At 64.0% G+C, this 25526-nt stretch carries 23 protein-coding genes and 1 tRNA gene; 13 read left to right on the top strand and 11 right to left on the bottom strand.

The window, feature by feature from the left end; all coding sequences use genetic code 11:
- Window positions 1–41 precede the first annotated feature (41 nt).
- The 6 genes from B9Z01_RS07630 (at window position 42) to B9Z01_RS34740 (ending at window position 7240) form a co-directional block, all read left to right on the top strand.
- Window positions 42–1220: a glycosyltransferase family 4 protein gene (locus tag B9Z01_RS07630; RefSeq protein WP_085482067.1), complete on the top strand. Its 1179-nt coding sequence runs from the start codon at window positions 42–44 to the stop codon at window positions 1218–1220.
- Window positions 1217–2374 carry a glycosyltransferase family 4 protein gene (locus tag B9Z01_RS07625; protein WP_085481626.1) on the top strand — a complete coding sequence of 386 codons (1158 nt, stop codon included), beginning with the start codon at window positions 1217–1219 and terminating at the stop codon, window positions 2372–2374. Before B9Z01_RS07630 ends, B9Z01_RS07625 begins: the two co-directional genes overlap by 4 nt.
- Window positions 2375–2387: 13 nt before the next feature.
- Window positions 2388–4844: an NHL repeat-containing protein gene (locus B9Z01_RS07620; protein WP_085481625.1), complete on the top strand. Its 2457-nt coding sequence runs from the start codon at window positions 2388–2390 to the stop codon at window positions 4842–4844.
- Entirely contained in the window at window positions 4841–6010 is a 1170-nt protein-coding gene (locus B9Z01_RS07615; RefSeq protein ID WP_085481624.1) for a glycosyltransferase family 4 protein, read from the top strand. Before B9Z01_RS07620 ends, B9Z01_RS07615 begins: the two co-directional genes overlap by 4 nt.
- A 321-nt stretch (window positions 6011–6331) precedes the next feature.
- Complete coding sequence (locus B9Z01_RS07610; RefSeq protein WP_244195951.1) at window positions 6332–6973, top strand: hypothetical protein; 642 nt, start codon at window positions 6332–6334, stop codon at window positions 6971–6973.
- Window positions 6974–6976: 3 nt separating this feature from the next.
- Window positions 6977–7240: a hypothetical protein gene (locus B9Z01_RS34740; protein WP_143808854.1), complete on the top strand. Its 264-nt coding sequence runs from the start codon at window positions 6977–6979 to the stop codon at window positions 7238–7240.
- Window positions 7241–7258: 18 nt separating this feature from the next.
- Here B9Z01_RS34740 and B9Z01_RS07605 read toward each other — a convergent pair whose 3' ends face one another.
- Window positions 7259–8728, bottom strand: a complete 1470-nt coding sequence (locus tag B9Z01_RS07605; protein WP_085481622.1) for an oligosaccharide flippase family protein — start codon at window positions 8726–8728, stop codon at window positions 7259–7261.
- Window positions 8729–8983: 255 nt separating this feature from the next.
- On the opposite strand from B9Z01_RS07605, the gene B9Z01_RS07600 reads away from it, so the two are divergent.
- The 6 genes from B9Z01_RS07600 to B9Z01_RS07575 all read left to right on the top strand — a co-directional run bounded on the left by B9Z01_RS07600 (window position 8984) and on the right by B9Z01_RS07575 (window position 16832).
- Window positions 8984–9979 carry a glycosyltransferase family 2 protein gene (locus B9Z01_RS07600; protein WP_143808853.1) on the top strand — a complete coding sequence of 332 codons (996 nt, stop codon included), beginning with the start codon at window positions 8984–8986 and terminating at the stop codon, window positions 9977–9979.
- Window positions 9980–10144: 165 nt separating this feature from the next.
- Window positions 10145–12040 (top strand): alpha/beta fold hydrolase, encoded by a 1896-nt coding sequence (locus B9Z01_RS07595; protein WP_085481621.1) that lies wholly within the window; start codon window positions 10145–10147, stop codon window positions 12038–12040.
- 196 nt (window positions 12041–12236) lie between these two features.
- Window positions 12237–13865 carry a mannose-1-phosphate guanylyltransferase/mannose-6-phosphate isomerase gene (locus tag B9Z01_RS07590; protein ID WP_085481620.1) on the top strand — a complete coding sequence of 543 codons (1629 nt, stop codon included), beginning with the start codon at window positions 12237–12239 and terminating at the stop codon, window positions 13863–13865.
- Window positions 13831–14379 (top strand): flavin reductase family protein, encoded by a 549-nt coding sequence (locus tag B9Z01_RS07585; protein WP_085481619.1) that lies wholly within the window; start codon window positions 13831–13833, stop codon window positions 14377–14379. The genes B9Z01_RS07590 and B9Z01_RS07585 overlap by 35 nt, the downstream gene beginning before the upstream one ends.
- Before the next feature lie 489 nt (window positions 14380–14868).
- Window positions 14869–15588, top strand: a complete 720-nt coding sequence (locus B9Z01_RS07580) for a FadR/GntR family transcriptional regulator (protein WP_085481618.1) — start codon at window positions 14869–14871, stop codon at window positions 15586–15588.
- Between the two features lie 179 nt (window positions 15589–15767).
- Entirely contained in the window at window positions 15768–16832 is a 1065-nt protein-coding gene (locus B9Z01_RS07575; protein ID WP_085481617.1) for a Gfo/Idh/MocA family protein, read from the top strand.
- Between the two features lie 15 nt (window positions 16833–16847).
- On the opposite strand, the gene B9Z01_RS07570 is transcribed toward B9Z01_RS07575, so the two are convergent.
- The 9 genes from B9Z01_RS07570 to B9Z01_RS34730 all read right to left on the bottom strand — a co-directional run bounded on the left by B9Z01_RS07570 (window position 16848) and on the right by B9Z01_RS34730 (window position 24246).
- Complete coding sequence (locus tag B9Z01_RS07570) at window positions 16848–17507, bottom strand: amino acid ABC transporter permease (RefSeq protein WP_085481616.1); 660 nt, start codon at window positions 17505–17507, stop codon at window positions 16848–16850.
- A gap of 189 nt (window positions 17508–17696) precedes the next feature.
- Entirely contained in the window at window positions 17697–18491 is a 795-nt protein-coding gene (locus tag B9Z01_RS07565; RefSeq protein WP_085481615.1) for a cystine ABC transporter substrate-binding protein, read from the bottom strand.
- Window positions 18492–18641: 150 nt separating this feature from the next.
- A complete protein-coding gene (locus tag B9Z01_RS07560; RefSeq protein WP_085481614.1) occupies window positions 18642–19664 on the bottom strand; it encodes a quinone-dependent dihydroorotate dehydrogenase in 1023 nt (340 codons plus the stop codon).
- Window positions 19665–19798: 134 nt separating this feature from the next.
- Window positions 19799–20644 carry an arginyltransferase gene (locus B9Z01_RS07555; protein ID WP_085481613.1) on the bottom strand — a complete coding sequence of 282 codons (846 nt, stop codon included), beginning with the start codon at window positions 20642–20644 and terminating at the stop codon, window positions 19799–19801.
- Between the two features lie 104 nt (window positions 20645–20748).
- A complete protein-coding gene (aat, locus tag B9Z01_RS07550) occupies window positions 20749–21486 on the bottom strand; it encodes a leucyl/phenylalanyl-tRNA--protein transferase (RefSeq protein WP_085481612.1) in 738 nt (245 codons plus the stop codon).
- Window positions 21487–21495: 9 nt separating this feature from the next.
- Window positions 21496–22041 carry an NUDIX hydrolase gene (locus B9Z01_RS07545; protein ID WP_085481611.1) on the bottom strand — a complete coding sequence of 182 codons (546 nt, stop codon included), beginning with the start codon at window positions 22039–22041 and terminating at the stop codon, window positions 21496–21498.
- A gap of 322 nt (window positions 22042–22363) precedes the next feature.
- On the bottom strand, window positions 22364–22786 hold the full coding sequence (locus tag B9Z01_RS34735) for a hypothetical protein (protein ID WP_143808852.1): 423 nt from the start codon (window positions 22784–22786) through the stop codon (window positions 22364–22366).
- Between the two features lie 4 nt (window positions 22787–22790).
- Window positions 22791–23729: a 3D domain-containing protein gene (locus B9Z01_RS07540; protein WP_085481610.1), complete on the bottom strand. Its 939-nt coding sequence runs from the start codon at window positions 23727–23729 to the stop codon at window positions 22791–22793.
- A gap of 46 nt (window positions 23730–23775) precedes the next feature.
- Window positions 23776–24246, bottom strand: coding sequence for a hypothetical protein (locus B9Z01_RS34730; RefSeq protein WP_143808851.1), 471 nt, complete (start codon window positions 24244–24246; stop codon window positions 23776–23778).
- A gap of 704 nt (window positions 24247–24950) precedes the next feature.
- On the opposite strand from B9Z01_RS34730, the gene B9Z01_RS35455 reads away from it, so the two are divergent.
- Window positions 24951–25124 carry a hypothetical protein gene (locus B9Z01_RS35455; RefSeq protein ID WP_167387444.1) on the top strand — a complete coding sequence of 58 codons (174 nt, stop codon included), beginning with the start codon at window positions 24951–24953 and terminating at the stop codon, window positions 25122–25124.
- Between the two features lie 186 nt (window positions 25125–25310).
- On the opposite strand, the gene B9Z01_RS07535 is transcribed toward B9Z01_RS35455, so the two are convergent.
- Window positions 25311–25387: transfer RNA gene (locus B9Z01_RS07535), tRNA-Met, on the bottom strand.
- Between the last annotated feature and the right edge of the window lie 139 nt (window positions 25388–25526).

Below are 25526 nucleotides of genomic sequence, written 5' to 3'. Positions count from 1 at the left end.
CACAAGACAAACACAAAGATAGCCAGATGAAGGACAACAGGATGCGGATTCTGATCGTCACCCACGTGGTGCGCAAGAACGATGGGCAAGGGCGCGTCAACTACGAGATCGTGCAGGCCGCGCTCGCGGCCGGCCATAGCGTGACGCTGCTCGCCGCCGAAGCGGCGCCCGAACTCGTCGCGCACCCGCGCGTGCGCTTCGTGCAGATCGCGAGAAGCCGCCTGCCGAGCCGGCTCGTTCAATACCAGATGTTCGCGTGGCGTTGCGGTGCATGGATTCGCGCGCATCGCGGCGAATTCGACATCGTGCACGTGAACGGCTTCATCGCGTGGGCGCGCGCGGACGTCAACGCGGCGCACTTCGTGCACGACGGCTGGTATCGCTGCGGCTTCTACCCGTTTCGTTTGCTGCGCAGTTTCTATCACGCGTATCAGGTGATCTACACGCTGCTGAACATCGGCTGCGAAAAATGGGCGTTCCGCCATGCCGAGGTGATCGTGCCGGTCTCGCAGAAGGTGGCGAGCGAGGTCGGCGCATTGGGCATCGGCGCGAAGCGCATGGAGGTGATTCACAACGGTGTGGACGTCGGCGAATTCACGCCCGGCGCGCCGGAACGCGCGCGCTTCGGCTTGCCGCAGGCGCCGTTCATGCTGCTCTTCGCGGGCGATCTGCGCATGTCGCGCAAGAATCTCGACACCGTGCTGCATGCGCTCGTGCATACGCCCGCCAACGTGCATCTCGCGGTCGCGGGGATTCTGCACAACAGCCCGTATCCGGCGCTCGTGCAAGCGCTCGGGTTGAGCGACCGGGTTCACTTCACCGACATGGTGATGGACATGCCCGCGCTGATGCGCTCGGTCGATGCGTTCGTGTTTCCTTCGCGCTACGAACCGATGGGGCTCGTGCTGCTCGAAGCGCTCTCCGCCGGTTTGCCGGTGATTACGGTGCGCACGGCCGGCGGCGCGGAAGTGATTACGTCGGGCAGCGGCATCGTGCTCGACGATCCGAACGATGCGAGTGCGCTTGCGGCGGCGGTCGTGCGGCTCGCGAGCGACCCCGACTACGCGCGGTGTCTTGGCGAAACCGCGCGCCGCGTCGCGGCGACGCTGAGCTGGCAGGCGATGGCCGAGCGCTATCTGAACGTCTACGAGCAGGTGCACGCGCGGCGCCACGCACGCGAACTGCCGGCCGGCTGCGCAACCGCATCGGTGAAACCATGAACAGTACTTCGATCGATTCGCTGCAGATCGGCATGCACTGGTTCAACGAACGGCCAGGCGGGCTCGATCGCATGTATCAGTCGCTGATCGACACGCTGCCCGCGCAGGGCGTCAGCGTGCGCGGCATGGTGGCCGGTAGCCCCGGCGTATTCGACGCCTCGGGCGGGCGCGTGCAGGCGTTCGCCGCCGCGCAGTCGCAACTCGGCACGCGGTTGTGGCGCTCGCGCAGGCAGTCGCTCGCGTTGCGCACGGCGAAGATGCCCGACGTCGTCGCGTCGCATTTCGCGCTTTACGCGGCGCCGACCGTCGGTGTGTTCCGGCGTGTGCCGAAGGTCGTGCATTTTCATGGGCCGTGGGGGGCGGAATCGTATCCGGGCGGCGGGGGCGGCTGGTCGCGCGCGGCGCGCATCGCGCTCGAGCGCTTCGTCTATCGTGGCGCGACGCGTCATATCGTGCTGTCGCACGCGTTCGGCCGTCTGCTGCACGAGACCTACGGCGTGCGCGAGGACCGCATCCGCATCGTGCCGGGCTGCGTCGACGTCGAGCACTTCGACATCGATCTGACCCGGCGCGAGGCGCGCGAGCGGCTCGGTCTGCCGCAGGACCGGCCGTTGCTGTTCTGCATTCGGCGGCTCGTGTCGCGCATGGGCATCGAGGACCTGATCGACGCGATGGCGATCGTCAAGCCGCTGCTGCCCGACGTGTTGCTGGCGATCGCGGGCAAGGGGCCGCTCGAAGCGCAATTGCAGGCGCGCATCCGCTCGCGCGGGCTCGAAGAACACGTGCGGCTGGTTGGCTTCGTGCCCGACGACGAAGTGCCGCTCTGGTATCGCGCGTCCGATCTGTCGATCGTGCCGACCGTGTCGCTCGAAGGCTTCGGGCTCACCACGATCGAATCGCTCGCGGCCGGCACGCCGGTGCTGGTCACGCCGGTGGGCGGCCTGCCTGAGGCAGTGGCGCCGCTGTCGAGCGAACTCGTGTTGCAGTCGAGCGGCTACAGGTCGATCGGCGAAGGCATCGTCGACACGCTGCAGGGCCGCCGCGTGCTGCCCGACAGCGCGGCCTGCCGCGCCTATGCACGCGGCCGGTTCGATCGTCCGGTAGTCGCCGCGCAGGTCGCCGACGTCTATCGCGAAGCGATCGGCGCGTTCTGATGCGCGGGTAATCATGCGACGCCCTGCACGGAAAACCTTCGAGCGACTGGTGTTCGCGCTCGCGCTGGCGTTGCCGTTCATCGCGTTGCTCGCGGCGTGGGGCGGTGGCGACGGGGGTGGCCTGGGGAGCGGCCTCGGTAGCGTCATGAGCGGCGCCATGAACAGCGCTGTGGCGCACCAGGCGTCGTCGTTGGAAAGCACGACGTCCGACACCGCCGTGCCGGGCGCAGTGGCCTCGGCAGGACGTCCCGCCGACGAGGTGCGCGCGGCCGCTGCACATCCTTCGTTTTCCTATCGAACTTCGTGGATCGGCAATACGTGGGGCTATGGCGATCATCGCTGGATGCAGATCGACGTGCAGGCGATCGCGGTCGCGGCCGATGGCGACGTCTTCACGAACGCGCCGTGGGACGAGGGCGGCGGCGAACTCGGCCAGTACCGCAACGGCGAACTCGTGCGTCACGGCGGCGAGTCGCATGGCTGGGGCATGATGGGCGGCGACGCGATCGCCGTGAACGACGAGTACGTCTACGCTGCGCAGACGATGGTGAGCCTCGGCAACGAGGAAGCCAAACACCGGCCTACGCCGCGCGAAGGCGAAGTGTGGAGCGGCGTGTCGCGCCGCAGCCGCGCGGACATTCGCGACGGCGTGCCGTTCGCGGGGCAGCTCAGGTTTCCGGCGGGAAGCCGTCTCGCGTTCCTGCTGATCTCGCGCTATTCCGCGAAAACTGATTACGCGATTCGCGGCCTCGCCGCGGACAACACGCGCCTGTTCGTCGCGAATCAACTCGACAACAGCGTGCAGGTATTCGATGCACAGACGATGCAGCCGGCCGGCGCATTCGCGGTGCACGAGCCGGGCCGCATGGCGCTCGCGCGCGACGGCTCGTTATGGATCATCGAAAACAGCCGCACGGACGACGCGCGCCGCGTGGCGCATCGCTCGCGCGACGGCGCGTACCTCGGCGAGCTTGCGCTGCCCGGCGGCACAGTGCCCGTCGATCTGAGCGTCGATACGCAGGGCCGTCTGCTCGTCGCCGATAACGGCGCGCGCCAGCAGATCCTCATCTATACCGCGGCCAGCCCCGGCAGCACGGCGGGCGCGGGCATGCAACTCTCGGCGAGCTTCGGGCAGCAGGGCGGCATTTACGCGGGCCGCGCGGGCGCGCCGGGCCCGCTGCGCTTCAATGGGCTGACCGGCGTCGGCGCGGACCGCGCGGGTAATCTCTATGTGTCGATGAACGGCGCCGGGCCGCGTCCCATCGGCACGGGGCCGAGCACTTACGACGGCGCGCTGCTCGAAAGCTACGCGCCCGACGGCACGCGGCGCTTCAGCCTGCAGGGGCTGCTGTTCGTCGACGGCGCGCAGTTCGTCGACGGCGAGCCGCCTTCCGTGTATAGCGGCAGCAAACGCTTCACACTCGATCTGTCGCGCGGGCCCGGCAAGGAGTGGTCGTATGCGGGCTATACCGCGGACCGCTTCCGCTATCCGTACGATCCGTATTTCCATCTGTCTCTCGGCGCGCAGCGCGGCATGCCGATGGTGCGCGACGTACGCGGGCATCGCCTGCTCTATACGACGGACATGTACTCGTCGTATTTGCGCATCTACCGTTTCGCGGCCGATCGCGAGACCGCGATTCCGGCGGGACTCTTCGCGCTGTCGCATATCGACGGCGCGTGGCCGCCGAACCAGCCGCCGCAAGGCGAATGGATCTGGCGCGACGTGACCGGCAAGGGCGACTTCTCCTCCGCCGCGTTCGACCAGAACGCGAATCGCAGCGATGCGCCGCCTCTGCGCGGCTGGTGGGTCGACAGTCGCGGCGACGTGTGGCAAGGCACCGAAGCCGAGGGCATTCGATGCTTCCCGTTGCAGGGTTTCGATCGCGTCGGCAATCCGGTCTACCGCTACGCGGCGACGCGCGAGTATCCGGCGCCCGCACCGTTCAATCGCATCGCGCGCCTCTATTACTCGGCCGACGACGACACGATGTTCATCTCCGGTTCGACGCCCGCGCATCCGTTCAATCAGGACAACTGGAATGGCGCGGGCTCACAGCTCGCGCGCTACGACCACTGGAAAAGCGGCAAGCCTGTGCTGCGCTACGTGATCGGCCTGCCCGACGCCGGGCCGCCCGAATGGCTGTCGATCAACGGCTTCACGGTCGCGGGCGATTACGTGTTCGCCGTCGAAACGCGCAGTGCGATCGTACGCGTCTACGACCGCGCGAGCGGGCGCGACCTCGGCCGGCTCGCGCCGGGCAAGGAAGTCGGCTCGACGAGCGGCTGGACCGACGTGCCGATGCCGATCACCGCGCATCGTCTCGACTCCGGCAAGTACGCGGGCGAATACGTCGTGCTCGTCGAAGAGGACGCGCACGGCAAGGCGCTCATGTATCGCTTCACACCTTCGACGGCCGCGCCCGCGACCGCTTCTCGCCATCCCACTGACGTTGCTGCCAATCCATGAAAATCATCCATCTTGCCAACCATGCGCAAAGTATCGGCAACGGCATCGTCAACGTGATGGTCGATCTCGCCTGCAGCCAGGCGCGCGCGGGACACGACGTGACGGTCGCATCGGGCGGCGGCGGCTTCGAGGCACTGCTCGAGCGGCACGGCGTGCGTCACGTGCTGCTTGCGCAGGCGCCGAAGCCCTCGCGTGTGCCTGCGATGGTGGCGGGGCTGAACCGGCTCATCGCGCGGATCGATCCCGACGTCGTGCACGCGCACATGATGACCGGCGCGCTGCTCGCGCGTTTCGGCGTGCTGCGGCGGCGCTATGCGCTGGTGACGACCGTGCACAACGAGTTTCAGAAGAGCGCGACGCTGATGCGCGTGGGTGACCGCGTCGTCACCGTGAGCGAAGCGGTGGCGGTCGCGATGGAAGCGCGCGGCATTCCGCGCGAGCGCCTCGCCGTCGTGCGCAACGGCACGGTCGGCACGCCGCGGCTCGCCGGGCAGCCGATGCCTGCGTCGCCGGCGCTTGCGCATCCGTGCATCGTCACGCTCGCGGGCATGTACGAGCGCAAGGGCATCCGCGATCTGCTGCTCGCGTTCGCGCTGCTGCGCAAGCGTCTGCCCAGCGCGGTGCTGTATCTGGTCGGCGAAGGTCCGGACCGCGTGGTCATGGAGGAATTCGCGCAGCAGATCGGCGTGGCGCAGCATGCGCACTTCGAGGGCTTTTGCGCCGATCCGCGCGGCTATCTCGCGCAGGCCGACGTGTTCGTGCTGGCCTCGCATAACGAGCCTGCGGGGCTCGTGCTGTGCGAAGCGCGCGAAGCGGGCCGCGCAATCGTGGCGACGCGCGTGGGCGGCATTCCCGAAATGCTCGACGGCGGCGAGGCGGGCGTGCTCGTGCCGCCGCACGACCCGGCCACGCTCGCCGACGCGATCACCACCTTGCTGACCGATCGCGAGGCGCATGCGGCATTGGCCGCGCGGGCTTCGCAGGGACTCGAAAAATTCAGTGTGCAGCGTCTGAGCGAGGCGTATCTCGCGGTTTATGAGCGCACGCTCGAGAGTTGCCAGCCGCGCCGCTTTGCGAAACTGACCGCGCGCGGGACGGATATCGGGAAGATCGCGGCACCGCAGACCGGCCTCGCGGACACGGTGACGCAATCGACGACAGTGTGAAGGGAAGGGCAATGCGAGGGCGATAACGCGGGGAAGGCCGGGAGGTCGCTCCGCGTATTTTTTTTGATGCGCGCTATGGCTCAGGGGGCTGAACTCAGAGGCGCAGTTCAGTTCAGGCGTGACTGGCGTCTCCTGCAACGATTAAGCCGGGGTTTTTCGGGATGGTGTCCTGCTGCACAATCGCGGCTGGTTAATCGATTGTGAGGCGCAACGTTGTCATTTCCCCCGGATTCCTGTCACAGCGTCCGTGAAGGGCAGCACGGACATTTCTTCTGGCGAAGCGTTCGCAAATCGATTGGCCTTCACATCTGGTCGCCCCGCATGTTCGACGTGGACCGCTGGTTTCATTTTGCGTTGCAGGCGAGCGTACCGCGCGAGGCACACGACGATCTGGTGGAGGGCATGAAAGAAGCACGCATAGCGTGGCTGCGGCATGCCCCGTCCCTGCTACTGTCCTTTCAGTCCTACGAGTTGCGCAACGCGCTCGGGGAAAGTGACAACATTTTTCACATGAACAGGATGGACAACCATCAGGTTGCCAGAGCCCTGTACAACGAAATAAAGGACGGCAACCTGGTCTTCGTGCCGGAGCGCGATGAGATGCGCAAGTGTGTGGAGGCGATACGGACGCAGCGGGAAAAAGGTTCCCGGCAAGCCCCTGCGCACGCACAACCACCGGCTGACGCGGAGGTGGTAAGGTCGTTCTATGGCAATAGCCCGCGTGTGCCGCGGAATCTTGGCAATGCACAGCCTTTCGAGTACCGGCCGGATGCGATAAGCGACGACATGCAGGACATTGCGGCGCGCGGGGTTGATGAAGCGCAGGAGGCCGAATGTTTCGCCGAATACGAAGCGCGTCTCGATCAATGCAAGCTGTATCGGGCGACGACAGGCAACCCGTATACTCTTGTCGCGTGCCAACAGAACGCATTCCGACTCTACAATCAGTGCAGGGGATTCTAGGCTATGCTCGCACCACAATCTTTCGTTATCTCGTTCAACGAGGAACTTCAGCAATTCGAAATGTGCTCGCTCAAAGATTCAGATCTTACGGAACTGCGCGAAAACGCCGTAGTCGCGCCTTGGCGGCTTGACGCTATTCCAGGCGGTGAACTGACGGAAAATGTCGCCAACCGCCTCGGCGCCTGCGCACTCGGTATCCTCTCGATATATCACCCTGAAGTAAAGCAACGTTTGCGTGTGAAGCCGGACCAGTTCCCGCTTCCGTAAGCCGCACCGCCACCCACCTTACCCCTCAGCCTGCCCCGTCGACGGCACGAACCGCGCCCACACCTTGTAGAGCGCGGCGCGCAATTCGCTCGATCCATGCAGCGACATCCCGAAGTTCGCCGCCGTCAGCACGAGCGCGATGACGATCGCGAGCGGCAGCGCGCTGATCGAATCGGCCAGCACGAGCGCTACGAGCAGAAACGCGAGATGCGCGAGCATGTTGCGCACGATCGACCACGCGTGCAGCCGCGCGAACACGAGCAGCACCGAATAATCGAACAGCGCCTTCAGCACGACGACGACCGCCGCGCCCATGATTCCGAACCAGTGGATCCCGCACCACAGCGCGCCCGCGAAGAACGGCAATTGCAGCCAGCCGACGCTCGCCACGTAGGCGGGGCTGGTCTGCGCCTGGATCAGGATGCCGAGAATGCCCGACTGGCCGCTCAGCCACACGCCGAGTATCAGCACGCTCGCGACCGGCGCGGCGGCGGCGAGCGTCGGCCCGAGCCACAAGAGCAGGAACGGCTTCAATGCGAACAGCGCGACGATCACGCAGGGCGTGAACGCGCCGTTCAGAAACGCGAGCGCGTTGTGCGCGAGCGCATCGGCATCGGCGCGCGAGACCGCCGAGAGGCGCGGAAACAGTGTGCGCACCATCGCGACCGGCAGCAGGTTCAGACGCGTGATGAGATTCTGCGGCGTCGCATAGTAGGTGACGAAGCGTGCGCCGAGCAGCGCGCCGACGAGCACGCGATCGAGTGTCGAGGCGATCATGTTGGCACCGGAAAACATCAGCATCCAGCGGCCATAGCGAAACAGTTCGGCCATCACATGCCATTGCGGCATGCGCACGCGGCGGATGCCCAGCGCGCGAAACGCGGCTGCGCCGAGCATGAGTCCGGCGACGAAACGCGCGATCACGGCAGCCGGAATCACGACCGCGAGCGATGGTGAAAAGCAGAAGATCGCCGCGAGCGGCAGCAACTGGAACAGCGCGGTGCCGATCGTCTGGTTGATGTTGAAGCTCGCGAAACGCTCGACGCCGTTGATCGCGCCGGCGAACACCCATGAAACGTTTGCGATCGGCACGGCCACCGCGATCCACGGCAGGCTCGCCATCACTTCGCGCTGGAACCCCGGCTCGATTTTCACGCCGTGCGTGATGTAGAGGATCGTGCCGGCGTAGATCAGCAGTCCGCCGACGATGCCGGTGCCGAGGTTCATGAACCACGCGCTCCAGAAGATGCGTTCGATCGAATCGTCGTCCGCGGCACGCGCCTTCGAAATCTGATTTTCGGTCGCGAGGCTCGTGCCGAGATCGAGCACGCTGAAGTAGCCGATCAGCGTCCACACCAGATTGATCACCCCGTATCGCTCGGCGCCCATCAGATGGATATACGTGGGTACGGTGACGAGGGAAACGAACGTCGGAGCGATGGCCCCTGCAAAGTTGATGATGATGTTTCTGACGATACTTCTTTCCATGGTCCACAGTCCGGCCAATGAGTCATGCAATGGTGCGATTCGTTCTTGACGCCGTCGGTGCGTAGCCGCACTCGCTGCGCGCGCATGAGCGGCGGCGTCGGCCCGTCGCAGGTCTGAATATTGCCCTGGCGCGCCGCGCGTCTGTGTGGGTGGCCGTACAGATAGTTGCTATCGAGAGGATGTTAAATGCCAATCATCAGAAGTTAGGTGAGCGCAGCCACGGGGCCGCGGCGCGAACCGCTTTTCGGAGCAAGTATGTTTGAACTGATTGACGGACATGGCGGGGAACCCAGACACGCATTGAATGCGCGGCTGATTTCGATCTGCATTCCGACCTGCAATCGGGCCGCGCTGCTCGACGAAGCCATCGCCAGTTGTCACGCGCAGACGTACCGCGAGTTCGAGATCGTGATCGGCGACGACTCGCGCGACGACAGCGCGCGGCAGGTCGTCGAGCGCTGGCGCGCGCGCAGCGACCGGCCGATCCGCTATTGGCGCAACACACCGCGGCTCGGTCAGGCGGGCAACGTGAATCGCCTTTTCGCACGCGCTCAGGGCGCGCGCCTCGTGCTGCTGCACGACGACGATCTGCTCGAACCGCACGCGCTGAGCACGCTCGATGCGTGCTGGCAGCGGCATCCCGGCCTGATCGCCGCATTCGGCACGCAGCGCGTGATCGCCAACGACGGCACCCCGCGCCCGCATGCGACCGCGTCTCTCAACCGCGATTACCGGCGCATGCCCGAGCGCGCCGGCAGTATGACCGTGCCCGCGCTCGCCGGCATCGACCAGATGTTCCCGAACAATGGCTATCTGGTCGACACGCTCGCCGCGCGCCGCATTGCGTATCGCACGACCGCCGAAGTGGGCGAGGCGTGCGACTTCGATTTCGGCTTGCGCCTGTGCCTCGATGCGCCCGCCGTGTGCTTCGTCGATGAGTTCGTGTCGATCTCGCGCGAAACCGCGCTGTCGATTTCGACGCATGCGTTGCCCGCGATGCACGCGTTCGCGCAACTGCGCGACAGCGTGGTGCCCGCCGCCGCGCAGGCCGCGCGCGCTGACGCGCTGCGCCGCATCGCGCCGCGCGCCGCATCGGCCTACGCGAGAGCCGGCGAGCCTGGCGAGGCGTGGCGCGTGTTGCTGTCGAAGCACTATCCGATGCGCGAGCGGCTGCGTGCGCGCTTTTTTTATCACGTGTTGCTGGCGGCTCGCGCGACGCTCGCGCGCCCCGGCATCCGCCACGCGGTATGACGGACGAGTGAGCATGGCCGCGCGTATCGCATCCGCGTGCGGGAGCGCACGCACGATGGACCGTGAACATGAGTTGGAATCCGAATCAATGTGGCAGGACGTACATATCAACGGGATGTCCTTTGTTGTAATACTTGAAAGGAATAATCCCGTAAGGAGCAGAGTGTGAGACCCATCGTCTTCGAAGGCAAATTCGGCTGGCTGCATCCGGCCAACGGCTCGGACGGCGTTGTGTTGTGTTCCCCGTTCGGCTACGACGCGCTGTGCACGCATCGCGGCATGCGCAGGCTCGCCGAGCGTCTCGCCGCGCGCGGCATGCCGGTGCTGCGCTTCGATTATCCGGGCACCGGCGATTCGGCCGGCAACACGAGCGACGCGGGCCTGTGGCGCGCATGGATCGACAGCGTCAAGCAGGCGGTCGCGCTGCTGCGTGAATCGACCGGTGTCGAGCGCGTGAGCCTGATCGGTCTGCGCCTGGGCGGCATGCTGGCCGCGCTCGCGGCGCAGGAACTCGGCGACGTGCATGGCCTCGCGCTGCTCGCGCCCGTGTTCTCCGGCAAGCATTATCAGCGAGAATTGCGCGCGCATTACCGGCAGTGGCTGTCGTTGCCCACCGCGATAGATTGCACCGCCGAGCCCGACACCGATGAGTTTGTCGAGGCCTACGGCTTCCGGATCTATCGCGACACGCTCGACAGTCTGCGCGCCGTCGATCTGCATCGCGACGCGAGCCGGCCGGCCGCGCGCGTGCTGCTGCTCGACGCGCTCGATCCGGCGCGTGTCGATGCGCTCGCCGCACACTACACGGAGCAGGGCGTCGCGGTCGAGCGTCAGCCGTTCGACGAATACAGCAGATTCATGATGGAGTCGCTCGACAGCGAGCTTCCGCAGGCCGCGTTTCAATCGATCGAAAACTGGCTCGTGGCGGGCGGCGCGCAACGCGTCGAAGCTCGGGCTGCCGCTTGCCCTCCCGCATGGGCTGCGAATGCCGATGCCTTTGCTGGTCACGACGTCGCGCCGGGTCTGCACGAAACGCCGGTGTGGCTCAACGACGGCAAGGTATTCGGCGTCTATTGCCTGCCCGACGGGGCGGCGGCCGCCACCGCGCCCGCTGTGCTGCTGCTGAACACGGGCGCGGTGTCGCGCATCGGCAATGCGCGGCTGAGCGTGAATTTCGCGCGGCGTCTCGCGCGCCAGGGGATCGCTTCGTTGCGCATCGACGTGGGCGGTCTTGGCGACAGCATGCCGTCGCTCGATGCGCCGAGCCTCGACGGGCTATACGCGCAGTCGAGCGCCGACGATGCCGCGTGCGCTTCGCGCTGGCTCACGGGGCGCGGACATGCGGGCGCGGTGCTGGTCGGCATCTGCGCGGGCGCGTACACCGGTCTGTATGCCGCGACGCGCGAGCCCGCGGTGCTCGGCGCCGTGCTCATCAACCTTCCGAAGTTCAGATGGCAGAACATCTGCGACGAGCATGGCAAGCCGAAAATCGCGGTGGCCGCATTCGGTTCGACGCGCAACTACCTGCGCTCGATGATGCAGCCGCGCAAATGGCTGCGTGTCATCAAAGGACAGACGGGCGGCTTCGGCGTGGTACGCGTGCTGTCGGCACGCATGGCCGCGCGGCTTCGCGAAACGTTCGCCGACCGGCTCCAGCGGCTGTGCGGCATCGAACTCGGCGCGAGTGAGGAGCGGCGCCTGTTCGCCGAGCTCGACGAGCAAGGGGTCGACACGCATCTCGTCTATGGCGTGTTCGACGAAGGCGTCGAAGAGCTCGAGCGCTGCTTCGGCGTGCGCGGTGCGCGGCTGCGGCGCTTCAAGCGCGTTCACGTGGCCTTCTGCAAGCACACCGATCACGCAGTCCTCTCGTCGGCCGCGCAGGAAAACATCATGTCGTATGTCGAGAACGTCTATCGCGATGGTTTTACCAAACTGCGCCGGCCCGACATCGCGGCGCGCGACGGCGAGCCGCACAGCCGCGACTCCGGACGGCGGCGGGCGCGTGCGACGCAATGGCTTGCAAAGCGCGCGCGAGCGTTTCGTTTATTCGGACATGCGTAATCATGGCGCGAAGACGGGCTAGCCTGACTGGATAAGCGCCGTGGTCCTCGTGGTTCATTACGCCGGGCCGTTTCGACTATCGAATCGACTGATCCACACAGATGGATCGCGAAACATCAATCGCGCCACGCCAGCATGAAGACATGCTGGCTCCAGTGCGAATCAGACAGACTTGAACTCCGACGGGGGGCGCAATATGAACCGAATAGTAGAACCAGGCAATCCACTGGCTCAGCAGGCAAAGGCCGCTACCACGCTCAACGCACTGAGCGTGCAACCGGTCATTCTCGCGGGTGGCTCGGGCACGCGGCTATGGCCGCTGTCGCGCGAACGCAATCCGAAGCAACTGATCGGCCTGATGGGCGAAGAATCGCTGCTCGAAGCGACGCTGCATCGGCTCGATGCGGCGTTCGGTGTTGCATTCGATGCGGCATTCGCTGCGACCACGAACCCAGCGTGCACGGGGTCCCCCGCATCACGCGCAGTGCGGCCGGCCACGCCGCTCGTGGTTTGCTGCGAGGATCTGCGCTTGCAAACGCTGGAGCGTGTCGAGCAATACAGCAAGCCGGTTCGCATGCTGCTCGAACCGGTGCCGCGCAATACCGCCCCCGCGCTGAGCATCGCGGCGCTCGCCGCGCGCGCCTCGGCCGCGGCCGGCGACGATCCGATTCTGGTCGCGCTGCCCGCCGATCATCTGATTGCCGATCACGCCGCATTCGGCGCGGCACTCAACGAAGCGCTCGCGCATGCGGCGCGCGGCGCGATCGTCACGCTCGGCGTGCCGCCGCAGCGCGCGGCGACCGGCTACGGCTATATCCGCACGGGCGCGGCGCTCGGCGGCAAGGGCGCGCGCGCGATCGAGCGTTTCGTCGAGAAGCCCGACGCCGAACTCGCCGAACGCTACTTCGCCTCGGGCAAGTACTGGTGGAACAGCGGCATGTTCGTCGTGCGCGCATCGGTCTGGCTTGCCGCGATCGGCCTGTGCCGTCCCACCATCGCGGCGGCCTGCGCGGATGCGTTCGAGCACGCGAGCATCGACGGCGACGGCTCGCTGCATCTTGCGCGCGATGCGTTCGCCGCGTGCCCGTCCGATTCGATCGACTACGCGGTGATGGAGCGCATCGCGACCGATGCGCGTCTCGTCGGCGTCGCGGTGCCGCTCGTCGCGGGATGGTCGGACATCGGCGCGTGGGACTCGGTGTGGGATGCGTCGAGCAAGGACGCGCACGGCAACGTCGCGCGCGGCCGCGTGATGTTCGACGGCTCGACCGACAGCTTCGCGCATTCGGACGGGCGGCTCGTCGCGTGTGTCGGCGTGAGCGGCGTGGTGGTGGTCGAAACCGCCGACGCGGTGCTGGTCGCCGCGAAGGACCGCGTGCAGGACGTCAAGGCTATCGTCGGGCGCCTCAAGGCGGAGCAGGGCAGCGAGGCCGAGGAGCATCGCAAGGTCGGGCGGCCGTGGGGCTTTTACGATTCGCTCGAGCGCGGCGAGCGCTTTCAGGTGAAGCGCATCGTCGTGAAGCCGGGCGGGCGGCTTTCGTTGCAGATGCATCATCATCGCGCCGAGCATTGGATCGTGGTGCGCGGCACCGCGTTGGTCACGCGCGGCGACGAGCGCTTCCTGCTCTCGGAGAATCAGTCGGCGTTCATTCCGCTGGGCGTCACGCATCGGCTCGAGAATCCGGGCAAGACGCCGCTCGAAATCATCGAGGTGCAATCAGGCGGCTATCTCGGCGAAGACGACATCGTGCGCTTCGACGATCAGTACGGCCGGGACCAGGAGAGCGGACATGCAGGCAACGGTACGTCAGGCAACGGCGCCTGAGAGCGATGCGCCAGCGGCGCCGTTCGACGAGCGGCGCTTTCGCAGCGCGCTCGGGCGCTTCGCGACCGGCGTCGTCGTGATCTCGACCGGCAGCGGCGAAAGCCTTCACGCGATGACCGCCAACGCGTTCATGTCGGGCTCGCTCAGGCCGCCGCTGATCGTCGTCTCGGTCGGGCATCGCGCGCGCATGCACGAGCGTCTGATGACGGACGAGCTGTTCGGCGTGAGTGTGCTGTCCGAGGCGCAGGAGCCGCACAGCCGCCATTTCGCGGGCGAAGCGCAGAGCTGCTTTGCGTCGAGTCTCGCGCCGCGCTTCGCGGCGGTGGACGGCCTGCCCGGCGTCGTGCTGCTCGAACACGCGGCGGCCCGCTTCGCCGCGCGCATCGTGGACCGGCATCCGTGCGGCGACCATACGCTCTTCGTCGGCCAGGTGCTCGTGTTCTCGCTCGACGAGCATGCGCCGCTGATTTTCTTCGGCGGCCGTTATGCGTCGGTGGCGTGCGCGATGACCTAAGCGCGCGAACCCGGAAACATGCGAGCGGCCGCCCGCGTCCGATGCGGGCGAGCCTCGCGGCTCAATCTCGTGGTTCGATCTCGCGGTTCGGCCTCACCGTTGAACTCCGCCATTCGGCCTCGCGCTTCAGCCTTTCAATCTCCTTCGATACCGCACGCGATTGCACCCGCGCGGCGCCCGCCCACGGCATCGCGAGGCCCCATCCGCGCAAATCAGACAATTCCATCTCACAACGTGCGTATTCGCACGATGAAAATTGCGCAGCGCAGGCACGCTTGACGCGCAAGCCTTGCGCCTATCGAAACATGCGACGTTACAGGAACGAAACAATTCTTCAGAGGGATAACCCTGTCAGGAAGTGTCCCAACTGGCGCATCTGTTTCGAAGCTTGCAACGTATCGTAGAAAATACGATACGCATAAAAACGATATGCACGGGCCAGTCAATCAACAGGCCACGCGGGGACAACACCGCTTCGGGGAGAGTGTTATGGAACAGGCAAACAAGGATCGCTCGCTGGTGAGCAAAGTGATGGACGGGCTCGTCACCGGCATCGTCGAAGAGAAGTACGGCGCGATACTGCCGCCGCAGGACGTGCTGTCGAAGGAGTTCGACGTGAGCCGCACCGTGATGCGCGAGGCGCTCTCGATGCTGCTCGCGCGCGACATGCTGGACGTGCGGCCGAAGATCGGCACGCGCATCCGGCCGATGAGCGATTGGCGCATGATCGACGAGGACGTCGTGAACTGGCGTTTTCGCGCGAAGCCTGATCCGATGTTTCTGCGCGACGTGATCGAGTTTCGCATTCTGATCGAACCGCGCGCGGCGGCTCAGGCGGCCGCGCGCGGCAGCGCCGCCGACGTCGCGGCGATTCGCGAGGCGTTCGAGGCGTTTCGCGTGATCCATCCGGGCGAGCCCGGCTATCAGGACGCCGACGAACTGTTCCATACGCGCATCGTGATCGCGAGCGGCAACCAGTTCTTCAGGCAGATGGCGGCGATCATCCGCGGCGCGCTGTCGAGCGTGAATCCGATCGTGCACGACAAGGAGGGGCTGTGGGAGACCGCGATCGCCTCGCATCAGCGCGTGATCGAGGCGATCGAGCGGCGCGATCCGCAGGAAGCGGAAAGCGCCTCGCTCGCGATGATCGAACACGCCGCGGAAGAACTCGGCGACAAGTTTTCGACGCAACCGCAGGCGCGCGTGTGAGCTCGCGTGTGGGCATGAGGAGGAGCGCGTAGACGCGGGCGGCGGCTCGCCGGTTTTCGAAGGACCATGCGGTGCAGGGAAAGCGCTTCGCGCGGGTCGGCGCGTTCGTGCGCGAGCGAAGTGTGCGACATGCGCGACAATGTCGGCTTTCCTGAACCGCATGGGCCTTTGAAGATACGATGACAGATGCAATATTGGCAACGTCGGCCACGAACGGAATCGCGCACCAGGCCGCGCATGAAACCGCGCACGAAACCTCGTCTGAAGCAGACTCGCCGCGTGTGATCCGCTGGGGAATCGTCGGCACGGGGCGCATTGCGCGCCGCTTCGCCCAAGGGCTTGCCTATGTGCCGCACGCGCGGCTCGCCGCGCTGTGGTCGCGTCGCGCGGAACCGGCGCAGGCTTTCGCCGGTGAATTCGGCGGCACGGTCTGCACGAGTTTCGACGCGCTGCTCGCAAGCGGCATCGACGCGCTCTATATCGCCACGCTTCAGGACAGCCACGCCGACTATGCGATCGCCGCGTTGCAGGCCGGTCTGCACGTGCTGTGCGAGAAGCCCGCCACGATCAACCGGCCGCAGCTGGAGCGCGTGGTCACGGCCGCGCGCGACTCGCGACGGCTCTTCATGGAAGCGATGAAGCCGCCGTTCTATCCGCTCTACAGGAAGCTGCGCGAACGACTCGCCGCCGAGCCGATCGGCGAGGTCGGCTTCGTGCGCGCGGGATGCTCGGTGCCGGGCGTGCCGGACGATCATCCGTCGCTATCGTTCGAGCATGCAGGCGGCGCGCTGCTCGATATCGGCATCTACGAAATATTTCTCGCCGTGGACTGGCTCGGTGCGCCGCACGACGTGCAGACGTTCGGGCGCCTGGGCGCGAGCGGCGTCGATACGTTCGCGAGTCTCAATAGCCGGCACGAGCGCGGCATCGCGCAACTGTTCTGCGGGCTCGATCTGCACGGCAAGGGCGATGCGCTGCTGATGGCGAAAGGCGGCCACGTGACGCTGCACGAGCCGTGGTGGAATCCGTCGCGCGCGACGATCCGCTATGCCGATGGCCGCGTCGTCGAGCTCGACGAGCCGTTCGAAGGCGGCGGACTGAACTACGAGACCGCGCACTTCTGCGAGTTGATTCGCGCGGGTCAGCTCGAAAGTCCGCTGATGCCGCACGACACCTCGCTGCGGATGATCGCAATGGCCGATGCGGCGCGCGCGGCGCTTGGGCTCAAGTTCGCGGGGGAGTGAGCGGCCGTGCGGCGCTCAGTGCCGCGTCGGCAGCGACAGACGCCGCTCATACCAGCGCTGCGCCCATTCGAGCACCTGGCACAGCACCCAGTACACGGCTGCCGCGGCGAGATAAAGCGGCAGCGGCTGATAGGTCGACGCGATCATTTCCTGCGCGCTGCGCAAGAGCTCGGTGACGGTAATCACCGAGACGAGCGAGGTGTCCTTGATGAGACTGATGAGGCTGTTCGAGAGGCTCGGCACGGCGATGCGCAGCGCCTGCGGCGCGATCACGTAGCGCAGCGTCTGGCGCCGCGAGAGCCCGAGGCTGTACGAGGCGAGCCACTGGCCCTGGTGGATGCCGAGGATCGCGCCGCGCATGCTCTCCGACAGATACGCGGCGACGTTCGCCGACAACGCGATGACGCCGGCGGGCGTCGGATCGAGCGAGATGCCGAAGCTCGGCAGCCCGTAGTAAATCACGAAGATCTGCACGAGCAGCGGCGTGCCGCGCATCACGCTCACGTAGACGCGCGCGATCCAGTTCAGCGGACGGCTGTGGCTGATGCCCATCAGCGCGAGCACGGCGCCGCCGATCAGGCCGAAGACCATCGACAGGATGGCGAACTTGACCGTCAGCACGGCGCCCTGTGCGAGCACAGGCAGCGATTGGATGAGCAGGGTGGTGGTGGACATGGACGGTGTTCTGTTTGGCGCGCAAAGCGCACATCATAAACTTTGGCGGGCGTTAAGGCGCGGGTTGCGCGACACGAGTCGGGGTATACGTGACGCGCGCGTGACGCGCGGTTTTATCGCACGCCGCACCGCAGAAACGCGAAGGGCGGCATCGCCGACGATGCCGCCCTTCGTTTCACCCGATGCGTGTTAGTTGATCGGCTTGCTGACGTCGATGCCGAACCACTTCTCTGAAATCTTCGTGAAGGTGCCGTCGGCTTCGAGCTGGGCCATTGCGTCGTCGATCGCCTGCGCGAACTTCGGATTGCCCTTCTTGAACGGAATGCCCGACGGCTTGCCGGGACCGACGTTCGCGCCGGTGCGCAGCGGCAGCTGCGAGTTCTTCAGCAGGTACGCGAGCATCAGACGGTCGTTGAGCGCCGCGTCGAGCCGACCGGCGGCCAGATCGCGCAGGTACTCGGGCGCGCCGGGGTAGGTTTTCACGTCGATGCCCGGCACCGCTTTCGCCATGTCCATGTAGACCGTGCCGAGACCGACGCCGAGCTTCTTGCCCTTCAGGTCGTCGAGCGAGGTGAACTGGCGCGTGTCGTTCTTGCGCTGGATCAGCTGCGCCGTCGAGTACGTGTAGGCCGGCGAGAAGTCGAGTGTCTGCTTGCGCGCATCGGTAATGCCGACCTGGTTGACGATCACGTCGAACTTGCCCGCCTGCAGACCGGCGATGATGCCGCTCCACTCGGTCGTGACGAATTCCGGCTTCACGCCGAGCTTCGCCGCGACGGCCTTGGCGATGTCGACGTCATAGCCGACCAGCTCGCCCGACGGCGCTTTCGAGTTGAACGGGGGGAAGGTGCCTTCGAGGCCGATGCGCAGCGTGCCGCGCTGCTTGACCTGATCCAGCAGGTCTTCCGCGTGCGCGGCGACGGCGGTCAACGACGTGCCGATCAGGGCGGCAACCAGAAGCTTTTTCAACAGGCCAAATTTCATCGTGTTCCTTTTTGTTCGGCTGGCGTTTGGACGGGCGCAAGCATAACAAACAGAGCTATCGAAACCCAAATACCGTTTGTTTATGTCTATATTACGCGGGCGGCGCGGGTGCTTCGAGGGTGCTTCGCAGGTGCCTCGCAGGTGTCTGTTTCACCGTAGCGCCTGCGCACATTCGGCGACGAGCGCCGGACCCCGGTAGATGAAGCCCGTATAGAGTTGCACGAGCGACGCGCCCGCCGCGAGCTTCGCGCGCGCATCCTCGCCCGAAAAAATCCCGCCGACGCCGATGATCGGCACCGCCTCGCCGACTTCGGCGCGCAGCTTGCGGATCACTTCGTTCGACGCGTCGAACACCGGCTTGCCCGACAGGCCGCCCGCTTCGTCGCCGTATTGCATGCCGGCGACGGCGGCGCGCGAGAGCGTCGTGTTGGTCGCGATCACGCCTTCGAATTTGTGGCGCAGCAAGGTGTCGGCGATCGACTTGATCTGCTCGTCGTCGAGGTCCGGCGCGATCTTCAGCGCGAGCGGCACGAGCTTGCCGTGCAGGTCGGCGAGGCGCTGCTGCTTGTCCTTGAGCGCGGCGAGCAGCGCGTCGAGTTCGTCGGCGCCTTGCAACTGGCGCAGGTTCTTCGTATTCGGCGATGAAATATTGACTGTCACGTAGCTCGCGAACGGGTACACGCGCTCGAGGCAGTACAGGTAGTCTTCGGCGGCGCGCTCGATCGGCGTGTCGGCATTCTTGCCGATGTTCAGACCCAGAACGCCGCGATAGCGCGCCGCCTGCACGTTCTTCACGAACTGGTCGACGCCGGCATTGTTAAAGCCCATCCGGTTGATGACCGCGTTCGCCTGCGGCAGCCGGAACATGCGCGGCCGCGGATTGCCCGGCTGCGCGCGCGGCGTCACGGTGCCGACCTCGATGAAGCCGAAGCCGAGCGCCGCGAGCCCGTCGATGCAGGCGCCGTCCTTGTCGAGGCCCGCCGCGAGCCCGACCGGGTTGCGGAACGTGAGGCCCATCACGTTGCGCGGCGCATCCGGCACGCGCGCCGCGAGCGCGCTGGCGAGGCCGGTGCGCCCGGCTGCGCCGAGCATGCGCAAGGTGAGATGGTGGGCGTCTTCCGCGTCCATGCGAAAGAGTTGGGCGCGAACAAGCGGGTAAAGGGAGCTGAGCACGGAATGAAGCAGCCGGACGGCCGGAGAATGGGAACCCGTTATTTTACCGGCTTTGGGCTTTTATGAGACCGATTGGGGCGGATCCACCGGCGGCCACCACTGGCCGTTGTGTCGCCGTGGTCGCCCGCGAACAGCTACGGCCGCAGCGGCCCGCGCCGGCCGTGGATCTCGAAATCGATCGGCGGCAGGTCGACGTTCGCCGGATCGAGCACGCGCCAGGCGCCGTCGATCAAACCTTCGAGCGGCCGGAAATTCGCCTTGTATGCCATTTTCGGGCTCTCGCGAATCCAGTAGCCGAGGTACACGTAGGGCAGGTTCAGGCTGCGCGCCTGCTCGATCTGCCAGTAGATGTTGTAGGTGCCGAAGCTCGCGTGCGGCAGGTCGGGCTCGAAGAACGTGTACACCGACGACAGGCCGTCGCCGAGAATGTCGATCATGCTGATCATGCGTAGCACGCCCGGCGTGTTCGCTCTCGCCGGCCGCGCGTCGTCCGGCCAGTCGGGCTGCGGCTCGCGGAATTCGACGAGCCGCGAGTTGATCCGGCTTTGCAGCAGGAACTGTTCGTACTGGTCGCGGCTGTCGCGGTCCATGCCGCCGCCCGCGTGGCGCGCCGACTGGTAGCGCATGTAGAGCGCGTAATGTTCTTCGTCGTAGTGAAGCGGCGCGACGGTGGCGATCAGCCCGCCGTGCTTTTTCCACACACGCCGCTGCGTGCGGTTCGGCTCGAAACGCTCGACCGGCACGCGCACCGGCACGCATGCGCGGCAGCCGTCGCAATACGGGCGGTACGTGAAGACGCCCGAGCGCCGGAAGCCCGCTTTCACGAGGTCTGTGTAGACGTCCGAATTGATCAGGTGACTGGGCGTGGCGACTTGCGAGCGCGCGATGCGGCCATCCAGATAACTGCAGGGATAGGGCGCCGTTGCATAAAATTGCAGCGCTGAAAGTGGAGAAAGAGGCAGCTCGTTGGGATGAGTCACGTTGGCAGCTCTCGAAGCGTCTCTGGTAATGCAAACCCGGCGCGCCTCGCGGCTTATGACTCTTGCCCCGGTGGGCGGCGGACCCGGATTCGGCCTGATTCTTCCTACGCCGCCCGCGCGACGACCTCGAGCAGGGCGGTCTTGTCGAAGCGCCAGGGAATGGCCGGTGCGCCGACAGACGCGCGAACATGCGCGACGAACGCCTTGCGCGCTATCTCGCGCCCGCCCAGCGACGCCAGATGCGACGTGTTCTGCTGGCAGTCTATCATTTCTATTTCGTGACGGCGCAAGTGCCCGACGAGCGCGGCCAGCGCCATTTTCGAGCCATCGGTGACCTCGGTGTACATCGATTCGCCGAAGAACATTTTGCCAAGCGACACGCCATACAAACCGCCCACGCGCTTGTCTTCGAACCAGGTTTCGATGCTGTGCGCATCGCCCAGCCGGTGCAGCGACGAATACGCCTCGACGACGTCCGCCGTGATCCACGTGCCGCGCTGTCCGCGTCGCGGCGCTTGCGCACAGGCGCGCATCACGGCGGCGAAATCGTGGTCGACGCGGATCTCCCACGCGTCGTCGTGCAGCACGCGCTTGAGCGTCTTGCGCAGCGACGGCGACAGCTTGAATTCGGCGGGGCGCAGGATCATGCGCGGGTCGGGGCTCCACCACAATACCGGCTGGCCGTCCGAGTACCACGGAAAGATGCCGCGCTGATAAGCGTCGATGAGCCGCGAGGGCAGCAGGTCGCTGCTCGCCGCGAGCAGGCCCGGCGCGCCGCTCGTCGCGCCGAGCGCACGCTCGACAGGCGGAAACGGATCGTCAACTCCGAGCCAGGGAACCATGTGCGCCGCTCAGCCTTCGCGCAGCGAGCGGAAGATGTCGCCTGTGTGCAGGCCGAAGCTGCCGGCCGCACGGTCGGCGAAAAAGAAGCGCAGCGTCTGCCCGACGGTGGGGAAGGCGATCTCGCTCCAGGGAATTTCGTGCTCCTCGAAGAGCTTCACTTCGAGGCTTTCCTCGCCGGCGGCGATGTCGAGATCGAGCAGCCGCGCCATGTAGAACAGATGAACCTGATGCACGTGCGGCACGTTGAGCAGGGAGAACAGGTTCTGCACCTCGACGCGCGCGCCGGCTTCCTCGAGCGTTTCGCGCGACGCGGCCTCGGCGGTCGTCTCTCCCATTTCCATGAAGCCGGCGGGCAGCGTCCAGTAACCGTAGCGCGGCTCGATCGCGCGACGGCACAGCAGCACCTTGTCGTCCCACACCGGGACGGTGCCGACTACGTTGCGCGGATTCTGATAATGCACCGTGCCGCAACTGCCGCATACGAAGCGCTCGCGATTGTCGCCCGGCGGAATGCTCAGGCTGACGCCGTGGCCGCAGACAGAACAGAATTTCATTGGAGAGGGGACGAGAAAGGGTGATAGGAGTTTATCACCCGGGCGAGGGATCACTGAGGCGCGGTGAGGTGCCGGGCCGCAATGCCTGTTCCGGCCGGCGCGGCATCTGACACTGGTTGACAGTCGCTTTTCAGGTCCGCTGATAGCATCGGCCCTGATGGTTGCGATGGAAGCCCTCGGCCTCCACCGCAGTCGTCTTTTTTCTCTTGTACATTGCCTCGTAGTCTTGGCGCGTCATTTTTTTGACGCGCTTTTTTTGTGCGTCCGGCAGAGCGCGCTCGCTTATTATCGAATAATCAAATAGGCGCGCCAGAGCGGGCCGCTAATTGCCTTTGGGTGACTCGATTTCTATCGAATCCAAAGTCTCAGTGATCGACGTTGCCTCTCTCAGATCATCGCCAGTAATTTCTCGATGATGAGCGTCGAAAAACTGTGTCTTTGTATCTATTATAAGAGTAACAGGAACGTCGCCTTTTGGGCTGTGCCAGATTGCATTAAACCTATATGGCCCTATACGTGCGCCGCCCATATGCGGTATTGTTGGGCTATCAATTCGAATTCCCCATCCGGTATCTGTAATTGAAAATGACTGGGCTATGAACTGCTCAAAAATTGGGCGACCTTTCATCATCGGAATGATGTCCAACGCAAAGCTCACGGAGCCATCAGCGTAGGCAAACTGGGCTGCGCCAATACCGAGACTGGCAGCAATCATTGCGCGAATAAAATATTTTCCAATCCCCATTTAATTAACTCCCGAAGCCGATATATTTAACTTTGCGCTGCGTGTTATTTATTGGGCCAATTTCCCATGTCGTCTGTATCGCTGCGCCAGCGCCGAAAAAATTATCTATATGATGGCCGACAATTGCGCTTCCAGTATCGTCCGCAAAGCGATTGCCAACCATTTCAATATTGACTTGAGCGCGCTTCGGAATCACATCAGGATCAACGGCGATTGAATGATTCTCTGTAACGGGGTTATATGCGCCTTGCACTGAGTTCGTATAAGTGAATGCCACGCCGTCTGGGTTGTTCAAATAGTCGCGATTGCCATGATTGTTGCGATGCCAGCCCGAATTTACCTGGGTTGGTCGAATATATCGACCATTTGACGCTTTTCCTGTGCCCTGCATGACTACGCCGCGCGCGCTGTATAGGAAATCTTTCTTGTGGTAATCATTCGTGCCATGTGCGAATACCGGCTCTCCCGTAAAATCGCTTTCAAAGCAGACATGATATCCAGTAATGAGGAAAGTGCTTTCATACCATGCCTCTTTCAGAGTTAAACGTAGTGGCACGGCCGTTATATTATCGTCCATCACTGATAACGACAAATCACCCGATTCACGTGATTCGAGTATCACTATTGCGCAACCGTCTGAATCGGTCGGGCCTGAAATTCGTACAGTATCGTGTGCGCGATCGCTCTTGATGGATAGTGTGCGATTAGAAAGCGGAACGCCGGTACGGCTTTTTACCGTAGCTTTGATCGGCAGATGGTACAGAATTTTTCCATGTTGCACACGCGAAGATGATGGAATTAAAGGTAGCTTGTCGCCGTATCTGTTATCGGGGATGTCCCACGACAACAGATTTGCGGCGATTCGAACTTCAACGCATGAATTGGGGTTAGTGTTTGTATAAGCCGTATCGTGAACCGTTACCCATTGTGTAGAGTCCGTCATTTCTATTGCTTCTCAATTTGAAGTTGTAGGCTTGATGATCCTTGCGTCACGCGACTTCGAGCCTTAGTCGCAGGCTTTCGCCCGTCGTGATACGTACCGTTCGTCCACTTGAATCAGTTACGCCACTGGCTACGACGTTCGAGCCGACGCGCACGCGATAATGAACACCGCTCATCGGCCTCCCATCGTTACCGGTCAGTACGAACTGTTCGTCGCACCAGTCCTGGCGTCTATGCCGACACCGGCAGATATCCCATTGCAGGCGAGACCATATTTCGCAACCTGATTTTGCGGATCGCAAGCTCGCGCCCTCAACGAAATACCCACCCGACGTCAGGAACGGTAGCGAATCGAAATGGTCACCGAACGATTCCCGGTAATCGGCGACAATTCGGAAGATAACCGTGCAAGCCCCGTTGGCGAATGGATCGCCTTCTGCGGCTGAATGGTCGATACCTTCGGTAACGACACCGTCGTTGCCGGATGCGTCGTCTGGCTTCAGAATGGCTCGCTTCATTTTCGACCTTCCCTTCGTGTCTCAATAGTTGCGAATGCGCAAGTTATGCCTTTGCGTTTCTGCGGGTCCGTCCTGAATACTCTGTAAAAAGCTGTCAGCAATTACGTCAGGCCTGCGATTCAGCAAAAAGGAACCGAACACCCCCTGGATCAGCGCCGGTACGCGCAGATTTTTTTCGATTCAATTGCCAATCTGTTAGCTGACCATCTAAATCTATTTAGATCAACCAAATTAATTTGGGATAATCGCGTCGTGACAATAATTTACGAAAATTAAGAAAAATCCGATTCCTGATGCATATTCTGTTGACGGCGCGCAAAAGAAAAGCGCGATGTCATCGCGCTTTTCTCAGGGATGACACAGCCGGTTCGTGATCGTCATGGCGCGGGCCGATTCGCTCGATGCTCGAAGGTGTGGCGGACCTGATGAACCTGTCAGCCAAGGCCGAATATCTCGATCAACTGCGTTAGGAGAACGTCCGCGCAAAGAACCTGTTCGCAAGGAACTACGGAAGGCCGGACTCGACAAGCTCGCCGTCGAAGCGAAACTAAGCCGCGTTGATCGTGGCGAAGCCTATGTTCAGTACCGAATTCTTTGCGCATTCGTGCATACGAGCATCACAAGCATGATCGCGCACCACGCTGGCGGCGAACGACTGACCAAACTCGGATATTGTCAGCCCGGCTGAACCGCCTGATATCGGAATGCTGCCGATGATCGCTGTCGATCTACTGGTGCGCGTCGGTTCCGAACTGCACTGCTTTTCTGACGTGACCGAAGACGAATTGAACACTGTCGCGGAAGAAGCGAAACGGATGGGGAAACCGGTCGGGCAGAAGACGGCGCCTGACGTGAATCCCGGCTTCTGGCGGCCTTAATGGCGTTTTGGGGAAGGCGGCGGCGCGAAGCCGTCGAAGGCCAGAAAACAAAAAACCCGCTCGAAGGCGGGTTTGATGGTGTGACGGTTTGTCGGATTCTCGCAGGCTCTGCCCACCGATTGCCCAAAATCGCAAAAAGAAGGACTTGCCAAAAACGTTTGAATCGCGCAAAGCCTGATGAGGCTTTGGTTGCGGGGGTAGGATTTGAACCTACGACCTTCGGGTTATGAGCCCGACGAGCTGCCAGACTGCTCCACCCCGCGTCCGTCGAAGAAAAGATTATAGAACAACGTGACAGCCGACGCAATAGCCATGTAAGAATTCGCTTCATTACGCAACCGCACGGCGGCTTGCCGTCATCGAGGCCCTTGCTGGCAACACGGCTCCGGACGTTCAGCGCCG

It is taken from the genome of Paraburkholderia susongensis, from assembly GCF_900177725.1.
GTDB classification, from domain to species: domain Bacteria; phylum Pseudomonadota; class Gammaproteobacteria; order Burkholderiales; family Burkholderiaceae; genus Paraburkholderia; species Paraburkholderia susongensis.
Note: the sequence above shows the minus strand (reverse complement) of the source record. Positions and strands in the feature narration are given on the sequence as shown.

Excerpts from the sequence above, each read along its gene's own strand:
- B9Z01_RS07630 (WP_085482067.1), top strand. The coding sequence starts at position 42 with ATGCGGATTCTGATCGTCACCCACGTGGTGCGCAAGAACGATGGGCAA.
- B9Z01_RS07625 (WP_085481626.1), top strand. The coding sequence starts at position 1,217 with ATGAACAGTACTTCGATCGATTCGCTGCAGATCGGCATGCACTGGTTC.
- B9Z01_RS07620 (WP_085481625.1), top strand. The coding sequence starts at position 2,388 with ATGCGACGCCCTGCACGGAAAACCTTCGAGCGACTGGTGTTCGCGCTC.
- B9Z01_RS07615 (WP_085481624.1), top strand. The coding sequence starts at position 4,841 with ATGAAAATCATCCATCTTGCCAACCATGCGCAAAGTATCGGCAACGGC.
- B9Z01_RS07610 (WP_244195951.1), top strand. The coding sequence starts at position 6,332 with ATGTTCGACGTGGACCGCTGGTTTCATTTTGCGTTGCAGGCGAGCGTA.
- B9Z01_RS34740 (WP_143808854.1), top strand. The coding sequence starts at position 6,977 with ATGCTCGCACCACAATCTTTCGTTATCTCGTTCAACGAGGAACTTCAG.
- B9Z01_RS07605 (WP_085481622.1), bottom strand. The coding sequence starts at position 8,728 with ATGGAAAGAAGTATCGTCAGAAACATCATCATCAACTTTGCAGGGGCC.
- B9Z01_RS07600 (WP_143808853.1), top strand. The coding sequence starts at position 8,984 with ATGTTTGAACTGATTGACGGACATGGCGGGGAACCCAGACACGCATTG.
- B9Z01_RS07590 (WP_085481620.1), top strand. The coding sequence starts at position 12,237 with ATGAACCGAATAGTAGAACCAGGCAATCCACTGGCTCAGCAGGCAAAG.
- B9Z01_RS07585 (WP_085481619.1), top strand. The coding sequence starts at position 13,831 with ATGCAGGCAACGGTACGTCAGGCAACGGCGCCTGAGAGCGATGCGCCA.
- B9Z01_RS07580 (WP_085481618.1), top strand. The coding sequence starts at position 14,869 with ATGGAACAGGCAAACAAGGATCGCTCGCTGGTGAGCAAAGTGATGGAC.
- B9Z01_RS07575 (WP_085481617.1), top strand. The coding sequence starts at position 15,768 with ATGACAGATGCAATATTGGCAACGTCGGCCACGAACGGAATCGCGCAC.
- B9Z01_RS07570 (WP_085481616.1), bottom strand. The coding sequence starts at position 17,507 with ATGTCCACCACCACCCTGCTCATCCAATCGCTGCCTGTGCTCGCACAG.
- B9Z01_RS07565 (WP_085481615.1), bottom strand. The coding sequence starts at position 18,491 with ATGAAATTTGGCCTGTTGAAAAAGCTTCTGGTTGCCGCCCTGATCGGC.
- aat (WP_085481612.1), bottom strand. The coding sequence starts at position 21,486 with ATGGTTCCCTGGCTCGGAGTTGACGATCCGTTTCCGCCTGTCGAGCGT.
- B9Z01_RS07545 (WP_085481611.1), bottom strand. The coding sequence starts at position 22,041 with ATGAAATTCTGTTCTGTCTGCGGCCACGGCGTCAGCCTGAGCATTCCG.
- B9Z01_RS34735 (WP_143808852.1), bottom strand. The coding sequence starts at position 22,786 with ATGGGGATTGGAAAATATTTTATTCGCGCAATGATTGCTGCCAGTCTC.
- B9Z01_RS07540 (WP_085481610.1), bottom strand. The coding sequence starts at position 23,729 with ATGACGGACTCTACACAATGGGTAACGGTTCACGATACGGCTTATACA.
- B9Z01_RS34730 (WP_143808851.1), bottom strand. The coding sequence starts at position 24,246 with ATGAAGCGAGCCATTCTGAAGCCAGACGACGCATCCGGCAACGACGGT.
- B9Z01_RS35455 (WP_167387444.1), top strand. The coding sequence starts at position 24,951 with ATGCTGCCGATGATCGCTGTCGATCTACTGGTGCGCGTCGGTTCCGAA.